We start from the raw sequence: 13,960 nt of genomic DNA, 5'->3' as shown, positions 1-13,960 counted from the left end.
GAAGGCAGGTTGGCGATGAGTGTTGTGGGCGTGGAGCAGCTCGATGACGTTGCTTCCGAGGAGATGTCGTTTGCCGAGCAGGCCTATCTGGTGATCCGCGACAAGCTCATCATGCTCGACATCCGGCCCAACGAAGCCATCGTGGAAAGTGACCTGGCGGCAGAGCTCAAACTGGGCCGCACGCCCGTCCGCGAGGCGCTCAAGCGCCTGGAAGTGGACCGGCTGGTGGTTTCGTTTCCGCGCAGGGGCACCTTTGCTACCGGCGTCGACGTCGCCGACCTGCGCCACATCTCGCAGATTCGGGTCAATCTCGAACCGGTCGCTGCGCGCTCGGCCGCCGAGAACGCCTCCGCCGACGTGCGCGCGGGCCTGCTCAAGCTGGCCGATCGCACCGAAACGCTCGATGTCGAGAACACTCACCGCGACGAACTGATGCGGTGGGACCTGCGGGCGCACCGCGCGATCTACCGGGCCTCCGGAAACCCCTATCTCGAAGACGTACTGGTCCGCTACGACAACCTTGCGACCCGCATCTTCTGTCTGTTTCTTGACCGGTTGCCGACCGTGGCCCAGCATGTGGGCGAGCACGCCGAACTGTTGCGGACCATCGCCGGCGGCGATGGGGACGCCGCTGCGCAGATTGCGCTCGACCACGTCATCGGATTCGAGAAAGCCGTCCGCGCCATCGTCTGAGGCGCCCGACGAACGGGACCACACGCATCGCAACGTGGCTATTGTTGCGTAATGAGCAACAGTGTCGTTGATTCCGGCAATGGGGGCGTGCAGTCCGTCGACCGCGCGCTGTACGTCCTGGAGCTCCTCGCGCGCCGGGGCGAAGCGGGAGTCACCGAGCTGGCGTCGGACATCGGGGTGCACAAATCGACGGTGTCGCGCCTCCTCGCGGCACTGGAGGACCGCGAACTCGTCGAACAGGCTTTTGAGCGCGGCAAGTATCGACTCGGATTCGGCATCCTGCGGCTGGCCAACGCGGTGTCGGGCCGGCTCGACGTCACGCGGCAGGGTCGGGAGATCTGCGAGCGGCTGGCGCTCGAGGTCGGTGAGACCGTCAACATCGCTGTGCTGCGGTCGGAGTACGCGGTGAATGTGGACCAGGCGCGCGGGCCGTCCGCCGTCGGTACGCACAACTGGGTAGGTGAACTCACCCCGTTGCACGCGACGTCGAGCGGCAAGGTGTTGCTGGCCTCCCTGGGCGCGGATGCCCGTCGGGACCTGGTGGCGGAAGCCGGCCTGCAAAGGTTCACCGAGCACACCATCACGTCGCTCGAGAAGTTGGAAGCGCAGCTACGGGACGTGACCAGGGACGGCTACGTCGTGTCGCTGGAGGAGCTTGAGCCGGGCCTCAACGCCATCGCCGCGCCGATTCGCGATCATACCGGTGTGGTGATCGCGGCGCTGAGCGTGTCCGGTCCGGCGTATCGACTCACTGCAGAACGCACGCGGGAAATCGCGCCCGTGGTGATCTCGGCCGCTGACGATGTCAGCCGTCGGATGGGCTACCAGGGCTAACTGCTCGGGGTCCTCGCTCGCCCCATCTGCGGGAAGTTGCCGATTCACTCTGCATATCAGAGCAACTCATTTTAATATATCAACTGTTCGTCACCGGAATACCCCGTGTCCGGTGGCGAACCCCAATCGATGCCCGCGCGGCGTTGGCTGCGTGGTCACCTCGGTGGCTCGGCTCGGGAGCGCGATGTGGCGCACCTGCGCAACCCGGCGCCGGCTCGGCGCAAGCCTGATTGACGTGCGGTTTTCGCGCGGATTGAGGCGATTGATACGTCCGTGTAAAAGGTCTCGTTCTGCGCTTGACAGCGCCTGTGACTGTCGCCACACTGTTGCATAATGCGAATCAAGTTGCGTCAGACGCGTCAAACTTACTGAGAGGGCATACCCGATGTTTGAGATCTGTCCGCTCTCCGAACTCCCGCCCGGCGAGGCCCGGCGGGTGGAAACCGACCCGCCCATCGCGGTCTTCCACACCGAGGACGGTGAGGTGCTCGCCATCGACGACACCTGTTCGCATCAGGACGCGTCGCTGGCCGACGGCTGGCTGGAGGGGTGCGATGTCGAGTGCCCGCTGCATGCCTCGCGGTTCAATCTCCGTACCGGAGCGGTCGACGCGCCGCCGGCCAAGTTGCCTGTCCGCACGCACGCGGTCGTGATCGCCGACGGCGTCATCCATGTCGAACTGAGCACCGAGAAACCCAACCTGCCGCCCGACATCCGGGCTCGACTCGGCGCAGCGGGGACGCAGTGAAGCGCGTCGCGATCGTGGGGGCGTCGCTCGCGGGCCTGTCTGCGGCGAGGGCGCTGCGGACACAGGGATTCGACGGGCAGCTGACCGTCATCGGCGACGAGCCGCAGCGGCCTTACGACCGCCCGCCGCTGTCGAAGGAATTCCTCTGCGGCAACCTGTCCGAAGCCGATCTTGCCCTGGAATCCGACGACGACGATCTGCAGGCGGACTGGCGATTGGGAGTTGCCGCGGCCAAGCTCGATGGTTGTGGTGGCGCAATCGAACTCGCGGACGGGACACGCATCGACGCCGATGGCGTGGTGATCGCGACGGGCTCGCGGGCGCGGCGGTGGCCGGGCTGCGAGGACATGGCCGGCGTGCACGTGATTCGCACCATCGCGGACGCCGTGGCCTTGCGTGAAGACCTCGTGCCGGGCGCTCAACTGGTGGTCATCGGTGCCGGATTCATCGGGGCCGAAGTAGCCTCGACGGCCCGCAAGCTGGGCCTGGACGTCACTGTGGTCGAAGCCGCCCCGGCGCCGTTGCAGATGCAGCTCGGTAGCTGGCTCGGCGGTGTGGTCGCCGGCGCGCACGCCGCCAACGGAACCAAGCTGATCTGCGGTGTCGGTGTCGCCGGGCTCGTCGGTGAGCAACGCGCCTTGCGCGCGTCCGGCAGCGTAGGGCGGGTGACCGGCGTCGAACTCGCCGACGGACGCCACCTGCCGGCCGACGTGGTCGTGGTGGGTATCGGTGGTGTGCCCAACATCGACTGGCTGCAGGGAAGTGGTCTGGAGCTGGGCAACGGTGTGCTCTGCGGCCCCAACGGCCAGACGGCGCTGCCGAACGTCGTCGCCGTCGGCGACTGCGCGGCCTGGCTCGACGCCGCCACCGACACCCACCACCGGGTCGAACACTGGACCGGTGCGCTGGAGCGTCCCGCCATGGCGGTCGCCGCCCTGCTGGCCGGTGGCCTCCGGCAGGACGCGACGGTCAAGCCGCCGTATTTCTGGTCCGATCAGTACGGCTCCCGCATTCAGTTCGCCGGCCTCGCCCGTCCCGATGACGAGATCACCATCGAGGAGGGCAGCTGCGAGGAACGCTGCCTGCTCGCCACCTACCGGCGCGATGGCCGCCTGGTCGCGGTCCTCGGTATCGATCAGCCCCGGCTCTTCACCCGGTGGCGCCGCCAGTTGGTCCCGACACCCACCGCGGTCTAGGCCGAAGTTGTTGCAGCCCAATAGAAATCACGACAAGACACCGCAAAGGAGCTCGATGACCGCCACCGTGCCGAACCTGCCTGGAAGCCTCATTTCCACTCTGGCAGGGCATTACTACACCGATCCGGAGGTCTTCGCCCTCGAGCAGGAGAAGATCTTCGAGACCATGTGGTTCTGCGTTGTGCGCGCCGCGGATCTGGACAAGCCCGGCGCGTTCAAGACCGTCGAGGTCGGTCGCGAAAGCGTTCTGGTGACCAGGTCCCGCAAGGGCGATATCAACGCGTTCTTCAACCTGTGCCGGCATCGCGGCGCGCGGCTGTGCACCGAGGACAGCGGCGAGGTCAAGCGCGCGTTCCAATGTCCTTATCACGCATGGACTTACGATCTCGACGGCAAGCTCATCGCGGCACCGAACCTGACCAAGATGCCCGACATCGACCGCGTCGAGTACGGCCTGCGCAAAATCTCGGTCCGCGAGTGGCTCGGCTACGTCTGGGTGTGTCTGGCCGACGAGCCGCCGTCGTTCGAAGACACCGTCATGCAGGAGATCGTCGATCGACTCGGCGACGTCGAGTCGATCGACCACTATGCGGTGGCCAATCTGAGCCTCGGTCGCCGCATCGTCTACGACGTCAAGGCGAACTGGAAGCTCATCATCGAGAACTTCATGGAGTGCTACCACTGCGCCACCATCCACCCCGAACTCACCGAGGTGCTGCCGGAGTTCGCCGACGGCTACGCCGCCCAGTACTACGTCGGCCACGGTGCGGAGTTCGGTGCCGATGTCGCCGGCTTCACCATCGATGGCTCAGAGGGATTCGACCACATCCCCGGGGTCACCGAGGACCAGGATCGGCGTTACTACGCCATCACGGTACGGCCGCAGGTGTTCGTCAACCTGGTGCCCGATCACGTCATCATCCATCGGATGTTCCCGATGGCGCCGGACCACACCATCGTCGAATGCGACTGGCTGTACCTGCCCGGCGTGGTCGAATCCGGGCGCGACGTGAGCAAGTCGGTGGAGCTGTTCCACCGGGTCAACCAGCAGGACTTCGACGCGTGTGAGCGGTGCCAGCCCGCCATGAGCTCCCGCGTCTATCGCGACGGTGGCGTGCTGGTGCCCAGCGAACACCATCTCGGCGACTTCCATGACTGGCTGCGCAACAAGCTCGCCGACTGATGCGGACATTCGGCACCCGGCAAACCGGTCGGGCGCCGAATACCCGCGGAGTCGGCGCGGTGTCCCGGCCCGCCGGGCCTGGAGAGGCGGCCTGGCAGGCCGGGACACCACACCACCCAAAGGCTGTGCAGCGCCATCCAGGCCAACGACGTCCGCCTTTTCGGAACCCGCGATCAAAGGAGCAGTGATGTCCTGTACACCGATTCCTGAAGAGCATGTGCCATGTCTTTGAGCGACGGCGCCAAGACGGCGTTCTCCGACGACCCGGCCGTGCTGGCGCGTAAGCGCCGGTTCATGACGCGGATGATCGTCGTGTTGGTCGGCGGCATGTTCCTTGATGGCTACATCCTGGGCAGCATCGGTCCGGTCACGCACACCATCGAACTGGACCCCCGGTTTACCACCGTCTGGATCGGGCTGGAGGCCGCCTCGGCGATGTTCGGCATTCTCATCGGCTCGCCTTTGGGTGGGTGGCTGGCCGATAAGTTCGGCCGTAAGCCGATTCTGTTCTGGGATCTGGCGCTATTCACGGCCTTTTCGGCTTTGCAGTTCTTCGTCGACGGACCAGAACAGCTTTTCGCCGTTCGTCTGTTGATGGGCCTGGCCGTCGGCATCGAGTACGCGGTCGGCTTGCCGATGCTGGCGGAGTTCGCGCCTACCCATCTCCGCGGCAAACTGTTGGCCCTGACCCTGGTCGCCTGGTACGGCGGTTTCATGGTCGCGTTCGTCATCGGCTACTTCATGGACCAGACCGGTGTGGATTGGCGGGTAACGCTGGGCAGTACAACGTTCATCGCAGCCGCGCTGCTGATCGGCCGGCTCGGGTTGCCCGAGTCGCCGCGCTGGTTGTGGGCAAAGGGCAGGACCGAAGAGGCGCACGGACTGGTCGTCGGGTATCTGGACACCGCGTACCAGACCGACATGATGAAAGCCACTGCGGGCGGCGCGAAGGGCAGTTTCAAGATGCTGTTCTCGCCGGCGGTGTGGCGCTCGACGGTCTTCATGTCCGTGTTCTGGGCCTGCGCGGTGACACCGTACTTCGCCATCGCGACCTTCGCCGACGGCCTGCTGGGCGATATCGGCATGAAGGGCCTGATGCGCGGAGTGGTTCTCTCAGTTGTCGCCTGGTTCGGTGTGATCTTCACGATGTTCATGATCGACCGTTGGGGGCGGCGCAAGATGACCGTTCCGACCCAGTGGATCGCAGGCGGTCTGCTGGTCGCCATCGCCGTCCTCGGCAGCTTCGTGCTTCCGGTGGAGCAGGTCGGTGTGATGTCGATGCTGATGTTGGCGCTGTTCCTGGCGTACTCGTTCGTCAACGCGATGTACACCGCGTTTACTCAAATCTATCCCGCGGAGGTCTTTCCGACCGAGGTCCGGGCGATCGGTACCGGGTTCGCGGCGGCGATCAGCCGTCTCGGTGCTGCTGCGGGTCTGTTCTTGATCCCGCTCTCGATGAAGCACCTCGGTTTCACCTGGACGATGGTCTTCGCGGGAATCATCGCCTTCGCCGGCGCGATCGTGTCGCAGATCCTGGCTCCGGAGACCAGCGGCAAGTCGCTGAGCGAATTGGACATGAGCCACTGAGAGCTCGAGAAGTGACGTCGATGCCCATCCGGGTGGCCGTGATCGGTGACGTGGGTGGGCACGTCAAGGAGCTGCGTCGCGAACTGCGGGCTCTCGGCGCCTCTGAAACCGGCGTGCTGCCCGACGATCTGGTGGTGATCCAGGTGGGGGACCTGGTGCACCGCGGGCCGGACTCCGAAGCGGTGGTTCGTCTGGTCAACTATTACTTGAATGCCTATCCCGGGCAGTGGGTTCAGCTGGCGGGCAATCACGAGGCCCTGTATCTGCGGCCGAACAGCTTTCTGTGGGAGGACCGGATCGGCTACCTGGAACAGCGCATCCTGAAGAAGTGGTGGGCCGACGGCAAGCTGCACGCCGCGGTCGCCGTCGAGACCGGCGACGAGGATTTCCTGGTGACGCACGCCGGGGTCACCGAGCAGTTCTGGCGCGAGCACCTCCTGGCTCCCGGTACCGCGCGGCAGGCCGCGCGCCGAATCAACAGCCTGGCCCGCACGGGATGCCCGACGCTGTACGGCGGCGGTGCCATGCTCGGCCCGCCGAATCCGATGGCGGGCCCGTTGTGGGCCAGCCGCAATGATGAGCTGGTTCCCGGGTGGGCAGGCACGACGCTTCCGTTCAGTCAGGTGCACGGGCATAGTGGCTCGCACGGTGAGTCCGACCATCCGGCAACCACTTACGACGCGCGGCTGCATCATGAGCAGACCCGCTTCCCCGGTGGTCGTCTCATCGGCATCGACCCTGGCCACCTCGCCGAAGCGAACCCGATGTGGGGCGCCTTCGTCGTCACGACCGGCTCCCGGCCTACCGTCGCGTGAGCGACTCCCGAGAGGACTGCGCATGTCGACCGAGACCGCGACCGAACTGGCCGAACTGCTGGCGCAATGCCCGCCGTTCGATTCGTTGAGTCCGGCCGATCGTGCCGGAGCGGTGGCCGCGGCGCACATCGAGGAGTACCAGCCGGGCGACTTGATCCTGGACGCCTTCGCCACGATGCCGACGGCCATCGGGTTGGTGATGTCGGGAGAGATCAACGTCTGGTTCGATCCGGAACGAATCGGTGAGGGGCCCGCCGACAAGTTCACCCGTGGTATGCCGATCGGGTTCACCGCAGTGCTGGCCGGACAGCCGGTGGGCCCGCGGATAGAGGCGAAGAGCAAGGTGGTCGTCGCGCACCTGCCGTCCGAGATGGCCATTCCGGCGTTTGCGTCCCGCGGCGGCGCGCGTTTCCTGGCTGACCGGATCGCGCACGTGCGCGGGGTCACCGCCGCTCAGCCCCGGTACACGCTGCTGTCCGACCTGGTCTACCGAGACCCGCTCGTCGTGCGGGCGGATGAGTCGGTGACCGCGCTCGCAGCGCGCATGACCGAGCTGGGCCTGCCGTACGCCGCCGTCGAGACGGGTACCGGCCAGTTCGGCTTGGTGACCGATGAAGCATTGCGTCGCAAGGTAATTGGGGAAGGCCTGCCGCGAGAGTCGCCATCGAGGGCGGTGATGGACTTTCCCGCGATCACTGCATCGGCGAGTATGTCGTCGGCTGACGCCCTGATCATGCTGCTTGATTACGGCGTTTCGTTCCTGCTCGTCACCGGTGATGACGGCCGTCTGAAAGGTGCGGTGGGTGAGCGTGACTTCATGCTCGCGCCCACCACTGCCGGGGTCAGCTTGAACGCACAGATCCGGCAGTCCCGCACCATCGATGGTCTGGTCACGTATGCGCGTCGGGTTCCGGCGATGCTTGCCGACACCCTGGCGCGCGGCCTGACGGCTGATCGCGTGATTGCCGTCCATTCGGCGCTGATCGCCTCGATCACCCGGCGCGCGATCTTCCTGGTCTTCGACCACGAGGAATTCAACGATCTGTCGATTGATGCCTTCACCTGGCTCTCGCTCGGCAGCACCGGCCGGCGGGAAGCGGTGCCCTCGTCCGACGTCGATGCCGCGGTGACTTTCGCGGATTCGTACGAGGACCAGATCACGCGCTACCGCGAAGCATTCAGCGTCGTGGGAGACGTGCTCCAGCTCTGCGGCATCGGCGTCGACGATCACCACGCGTTCCCGTCGCACCCCGGGTTCTCGCGTACCGACTCGCAGTGGCGGGAGGCAGCGCAACGCTGGCTCACCAATCCCCAGCAGAACCAGGGCACCATCATGGCGTCGCTCCTGGTGGACGCTCGGCCGATCTTTGGCGACCCGGCGCTGCCGGAGCCCGCGCGCGTCTTCCGCGACTTCAATCGGCATCCGGCGACGGTCGAACTGCTGCTGCAGGATTCGCTCTCGCGCCGCGCTCGCCTGCTCTCGGTGCGCGACCGGATCATCGGGCGCGACGAGAAGTTCGACATCAAAGGCCGCGGATTGCTGCCGATCGTCAACGTCGCCAGGTGGGCCTCGCTCAGCGTCGGTTCCCCGGAGTTGCACACGGTCGACCGGCTCCGCGTCGCCGCGGGTTCGGAGGTGCTCACCGACCGTTCCGCGAGCCGGCTGATCGAAGCGTTCGACGCGCTCCAACTGCTCCGGCTGGAACATCAGTTGCGCCAGATCGACGCGGGTCAGCGTCCCGACGACATCATCGACCTCGACGAGCTCTCACCCATCGACCGCAGCACCATCGAGCAGACCGTGAAAGAGATCGCCGATGTGCAGCGCCGCATGGGACGCGTCGCGCACATGAACTCGGGTGCTGAACTTGTCAAGCGCGGCCAGCCGGGGTCGACGTCGCGGAAGGCCAAATGAGGTCCCCACATTCATGCCGATGGACCCCAAAAATTTTCTCAGATCAAGACCTCAAATGCAGTTGCCCACTGATCAACTGATGATATATTAGTTGGCGACAGCGCCGAGGCGCGACACCTCGGCTTAGTCCGGGTCTCGTCGCCGAGGCCAGACAGCCTCCGGCACCGATACGGAAGCGAGCGGCGATGCCAAGAGCGAATCGCAGGACCATTGCGCCCGAAAACGGCATGGGCACCAAGGATTACGAGTATGGGCGCTGCCGCGTGGCCTGTCGCCCGGATGATTACCGGTAGTCGAGGAGGCAACGTGGACGGTGCACCGGATCTGCTCATCGGATCGCAGTGGCGGTACGCCGCCGACGGCGGTGTCCGGGAGATCATCAATCCCGCCACCGGCAAGGTGTTCGCGACTGTCGACGAGGCCACGCACGATGATGCGCTGGCGGCTGTCGCCGCCGCCCGCACCGCCTTCGACGCCGGCGACTGGCCGGCCACGCCGGTCGCCGAGCGGGCCGCGCTACTCGAGCGCATCGCCGATCTACTGGCCCGCGACAAGGAGTCGCTGGCCGCGGTGGAGACTGCCGACACCGGAAAAACCTTGGCGGAGAGCCGGATCGACATCGACGATGTGATCTCGGTGTTCCGCTACTACGCCAACCTGGTGGCGACGCAGTCTGATCGGCTGGTCGACGTGGGCGACCCGACGGTCATCAGCCGGGTGGTGCACGAGCCCATCGGGGTGTGCGTGCTGATCGCCCCATGGAACTACCCGCTGCTGCAGATCTCGTGGAAGATCGCGCCGGCTTTGGCGGCCGGTTGCACCATGGTGGCCAAACCCAGTGAAGTGACACCGCTTTCGACCATCGCCTTCGTCCGGCTGGCTCAAGAAGCAGGGGTGCCCCCCGGCGTGCTCAACCTGATCCAGGGCAGCGGAGCCGCCGTGGGGGCGGCACTCACCGACAACCCCGACGTCGACCTCATCTCGTTCACCGGAGGTCTGAGTACCGGTCAGCACATCGCCAGGAGCGCCGCCGAGCATGTGAGCAAGGTGGCGCTGGAACTCGGTGGGAAGAACCCACACATCGTCTTTGCCGATATCGGAAGGGGCGATGCCTGGGACGCCGCTGTGGACCAAGTTCTCACCGGCGTGTTCCTGCATTCGGGTCAGGTCTGCTCGTCGGGCACCCGGGTGATCATCGAGGAGTCCATCGCCGACGATTTCGTCGCACAACTCGCCGAGCGAGCTGAGAAAATCCGGATGGGCGACGGCACCGACCCGCGCAGCGAGACCGGGCCGCTGGTGTCCAAACAGCAGCTGGACAAGATGGAAGCGTTTGTGGCCCTGGGGATTTCCGAGGGGGCGAAGCTCATCACCGGCGGAAGCCGCCCCAGCGATCCGGCGCTGGCGGACGGCTACTTCTTCCTGCCCACGATCTTCGATCGATGCGACCGCTCGATGAGGATCGTCACGGAGGAGACCTTCGGACCGATCATGACGGTGGAGCGGTTCACAGACGAGGCCGAGGCGATCATGCTCGGCAACGACACGCAGTACGGTCTCGCGGCAGGGGTGCGAACCTCTGATCCGGCGCGGGGCGAACGTGTGGTGCGCGCCTTGCGGCACGGCACGGTGTGGTTGAACGACTTCGGTTACTACACCGCCGCAGCGGAGTGGGGCGGTTTCGGGAAGTCGGGCAACGGCCGTGAGCTCGGACCGTCGGGCCTCGCGGAGTATCAAGAGCTCAAACACATCTGGCACAACACCGCGCCGAAGCCCGCGGGTTGGTTCGACGCCGCCAACGAAGGTTAGGGACATACCATCATGACTCAGCACCTGGCCGATGCGGACAGCGGCGGACTCGAGGATTTCGGCTACAAGGAGTCGCTGGACCGCAGTATCGGAAAATTCGCGAGCTTCGCGGCCGGCGTCAGCTACATCTCGATCCTGACCGGTACCTTCCAGTTGTTCTATGTCGGCTACGGCAACGGCGGCCCGGCGTATCTCTGGTCGTGGCCCATGGTCTTCATCGGACAGATGGCCGTCGCGTTGTGTTTCATGGAACTCGCGGCGAAGTACCCCGTCGCTGGTTCGGTCTACAACTGGTCGAAGAAGCTGGGTAGTCGCATCGTCGGCTGGAGTTCGGGCTGGTTGATGCTGACGGCCTCCATCGTCACGCTGTCGGCGGTGGTGCTGGCCCTACAACTGAACCTGCCGCGACTCTGGAGCGGTTTCCAGGTGATCGGTGACGGCACCGGGAAGTACGATTTCGCCGCCAATGCGATCCTGCTCGGCACCGTCCTCATCGCGTTCACCACGATCATCAACGCCTTCGGGGTGCGGCTGATGGCGATGATCAACAGTGCCGGCGTTTTCATCGAACTCATTGCGGCCGTGCTCATTGCAGTGATCCTGTTATGCAACAGCAAGCGCGGACCGAGCGTGTTCTTCGACACGCAGGGCCACGGCGCCGGCCTGCCCGGTGGATATTTCGGCGCGTTCCTGGTGGCGTCGGTGGCGTCACTGTACGTGATGTACGGGTTCGACACGGCGAGCTCGCTCGGCGAAGAAACCGTCGAACCGCGGCGCACCGCGCCCAAGGCCATCCTGCGCGCGATCCTGGCCTCGTTCGTGATCGGCGGCGCGATCCTGGCGGGCGCCATCATGGCCACACCGGACCTCAACGACCCGGCCCTGGGCAGTCCCGACGGGAGCCTGCAGTCCATCGTCGAGAAGGTGATGTGGGGTCCGCTGGGCACCATCTTCCTGGTCTGCATCGTGGTCGCGGTGACGGTGTGTTCGCTGGCCGTGCATACCGCGGCCATCAGGTTGACCTTCGCCATGGCCCGCGACAACGCGCTGCCGTTCGGCGAGAAGCTCGCCAAGGTGCACCCGAAGACGCAGGCGCCCATCGTGCCTGCCGTCGTCATCGGCATCATCGCGGCACTCATTCTCGTGATCAACCTCGGGCAGCCCAAGGTGTTCACGGTGCTGACCTCGATCGCGATCATCATGATCTACCTGGCCTACCTGATGGTGACCGGCCCGCTACTCAAGAAACGTCTGCAGGGGCAGTGGCCGCCGAAAGACCTGAAGGAAGGTGGCTATTTCACCATGGGTAAGTGGGGCCTGCCGGTCAACGCCTTCGCGGTGCTGTGGGGCGTCGCGATGGCCATCAACCTGGCCTGGCCGCGCGTCGCCATCTACGGTGACCCGTGGTACAACACCTGGGGCGCGTTCGTCTACATCGGCGTCATCCTCGGGCTGGGTCTGGTGTGGTATTTCGTCAAGGGCCGCAAACACATTGGCACGCTTGCCTCCCACTCGGCGTTCACTGCCGAGTGACCGGTCATCCTGATTCTCTTCTGCCTGAATTCTTTTCGAGGAGCTCCATATGTCCGATCGCAGTTTCGATTACGTGATCGCAGGCGGCGGCACCGCCGGCTGCGTCGTCGCGGCGCGCCTGTCCGAGGACCCGGACGTGACCGTATGTCTGCTGGAGGCCGGACCGTCGGATGTGGGCGACCGCAACATCCTGGAATTGTCGGAATGGATGCACCTGCTCGACTCCGGCTACGACTGGGACTACCCGGTGGAACCGCAGGAGAAGGGCAACAGCTTCATGCGGCATGCCCGTGCGAAGGTGCTCGGCGGGTGTTCATCGCACAATTCGTGTATTGCATTCTGGCCGCTCGCCCAGGGCCTGCGCGACTGGGAGACGATGGGCGCGACCGGTTGGGGACCCGAGAACGTACTGCCGTATACCGCGAAGGTGGAGGCCAACACCGCCACTGGCACGTATCAAGGTGTCCGGCACGGTGATTCGGGACCCGTCCGGCTACGGGACGTGCCGCCGAACGATCCGTGCGGCCAGGCGGTGATCGACTCCGCAGCCAAAGTGGGCCTGGAGACCGTGCAATTCAACCGCGGTGACTGGACCCTCAATGCGGCCGGCTGGCTGCAGATCAACGCCAACGAGGCAGGCGAGCGGATGTCCAGCTCGCACGCCTACCTGCACCCGATCCTCGATTCCCGCCCCAACCTCACCGTGCTGACCAACTGCTGGGTGGCGGAAATCCTGTTCGATGACTCCGGCGACGAGCCGGTGGCCACGGGCGTGCGGTACCAACGCCCCGACCTCACCGGCTACGACGTCGTCACCGCGACACGCGAGGTGGTCGTCACCGCCGGTGCGATCGACACGCCGAAATTGCTGATGCTGTCGGGTATCGGGCCGGCGGCCCACCTGGCCGAGGTGGGGGTCCCGGTGCGGGTCGACTCGCCCGGCGTCGGCGAGAACCTAGACGACCATGTCGAGGGCCTGGTGTTCTGGGAGGCGGCCAATCCGATGGTCACCGAGTCCACCCAGTGGTGGGAGATCGGGCTGTTCGCCACCACCGAGGTTGCGGGGGACGGCCCCGACCACTCGGACCTGATGATGCACTACGGCAGCGTCCCTTTCGACATGAATACGCTGCGGCACGGGTACCCCACCACCGACAACGGGTTCTGCCTTACTCCGAATGTGACACAAGGACGTTCGCGCGGAACGGTGCGTCTGGCCTCACGCGACTTCCGGGACCGGGCCAAGGTCGACCCACGCTATTTCACCGACCCGGAGGGGCACGACGAAAAGGTGATGCTGGCCGGAATCAAGCTGGCCCGCAAGATCGCCGAGCAGGAACCGCTACAGGAGTGGATCGGCCGTGAACTCGCGCCCGGACCGGACGTACAGACCGACGAGCAGTTGCTCGACTACATCTACAAGACGCACAACACCGTGTACCACCCGGCCGGTACGGCGCGGATGGGCGCGGTCGACGATCCGATGGCGGTGCTCGATCCGCAATTGCGCGTCAAGGGGGTGCGCAACCTGCGGGTGGTGGACGCCTCGGCGATGCCGAAGTTGCCGGTGGTCAATCCCAACATCACGGTGATGACGATGGCCGAGAAATGTGCCGACCTCATTCGCAACAGCTAGACCAGGGCACG

General features: G+C 65.4%; 11 protein-coding genes. All 11 read left to right on the top strand.

Features of this window, described 5'->3' with window-relative positions; translation table 11 throughout:
• The first annotated feature begins 15 nt into the window (after positions 1 to 15).
• The 11 genes from G6N59_RS10345 (at position 16) to G6N59_RS10295 (ending at position 13,949) form a co-directional block, all read left to right on the top strand.
• On the top strand, positions 16 to 693 hold the full coding sequence (locus tag G6N59_RS10345; RefSeq protein WP_138232108.1) for a GntR family transcriptional regulator: 678 nt from the start codon (positions 16 to 18) through the stop codon (positions 691 to 693).
• A 51-nt stretch (positions 694 to 744) separates the two neighbouring features.
• Positions 745 to 1,527: an IclR family transcriptional regulator gene (locus tag G6N59_RS10340; RefSeq protein ID WP_179970295.1), complete on the top strand. Its 783-nt coding sequence runs from the start codon at positions 745 to 747 to the stop codon at positions 1,525 to 1,527.
• Positions 1,528 to 1,912: 385 nt separating this feature from the next.
• Positions 1,913 to 2,275: a bifunctional 3-phenylpropionate/cinnamic acid dioxygenase ferredoxin subunit gene (locus G6N59_RS10335; protein ID WP_138232107.1), complete on the top strand. Its 363-nt coding sequence runs from the start codon at positions 1,913 to 1,915 to the stop codon at positions 2,273 to 2,275.
• Positions 2,272 to 3,471: an NAD(P)/FAD-dependent oxidoreductase gene (locus G6N59_RS10330; RefSeq protein ID WP_179970294.1), complete on the top strand. Its 1,200-nt coding sequence runs from the start codon at positions 2,272 to 2,274 to the stop codon at positions 3,469 to 3,471. The genes G6N59_RS10335 and G6N59_RS10330 overlap by 4 nt, the downstream gene beginning before the upstream one ends.
• Positions 3,472 to 3,526: 55 nt before the next feature.
• Positions 3,527 to 4,654 carry an aromatic ring-hydroxylating oxygenase subunit alpha gene (locus G6N59_RS10325; RefSeq protein WP_138232106.1) on the top strand — a complete coding sequence of 376 codons (1,128 nt, stop codon included), beginning with the start codon at positions 3,527 to 3,529 and terminating at the stop codon, positions 4,652 to 4,654.
• A gap of 222 nt (positions 4,655 to 4,876) precedes the next feature.
• Entirely contained in the window at positions 4,877 to 6,241 is a 1,365-nt protein-coding gene (locus G6N59_RS10320; protein ID WP_138232105.1) for an MFS transporter, read from the top strand.
• A 20-nt stretch (positions 6,242 to 6,261) separates the two neighbouring features.
• On the top strand, positions 6,262 to 7,056 hold the full coding sequence (locus tag G6N59_RS10315) for a metallophosphoesterase (protein ID WP_138232104.1): 795 nt from the start codon (positions 6,262 to 6,264) through the stop codon (positions 7,054 to 7,056).
• Positions 7,057 to 7,078: 22 nt separating this feature from the next.
• Positions 7,079 to 8,971 carry a putative nucleotidyltransferase substrate binding domain-containing protein gene (locus G6N59_RS10310; RefSeq protein ID WP_138232103.1) on the top strand — a complete coding sequence of 631 codons (1,893 nt, stop codon included), beginning with the start codon at positions 7,079 to 7,081 and terminating at the stop codon, positions 8,969 to 8,971.
• 324 nt (positions 8,972 to 9,295) lie between these two features.
• The gene (locus G6N59_RS10305; protein ID WP_407665880.1) at positions 9,296 to 10,780 is read left to right on the top strand and encodes an aldehyde dehydrogenase family protein; all 1,485 of its coding nucleotides are present in this window, start codon (positions 9,296 to 9,298) and stop codon (positions 10,778 to 10,780) included.
• Positions 10,781 to 10,792: 12 nt separating this feature from the next.
• Positions 10,793 to 12,313: an APC family permease gene (locus G6N59_RS10300; RefSeq protein ID WP_138232101.1), complete on the top strand. Its 1,521-nt coding sequence runs from the start codon at positions 10,793 to 10,795 to the stop codon at positions 12,311 to 12,313.
• A gap of 49 nt (positions 12,314 to 12,362) precedes the next feature.
• Positions 12,363 to 13,949 (top strand): GMC family oxidoreductase, encoded by a 1,587-nt coding sequence (locus G6N59_RS10295; protein WP_138232100.1) that lies wholly within the window; start codon positions 12,363 to 12,365, stop codon positions 13,947 to 13,949.
• The last annotated feature ends 11 nt before the right edge of the window (positions 13,950 to 13,960 follow it).

It is taken from the genome of Mycolicibacterium aubagnense, assembly GCF_010730955.1.
In the GTDB taxonomy this organism is placed as follows: Bacteria; Actinomycetota; Actinomycetes; order Mycobacteriales; family Mycobacteriaceae; genus Mycobacterium; species Mycobacterium aubagnense.
Note: the sequence above shows the minus strand (reverse complement) of the source record. Positions and strands in the feature narration are given on the sequence as shown.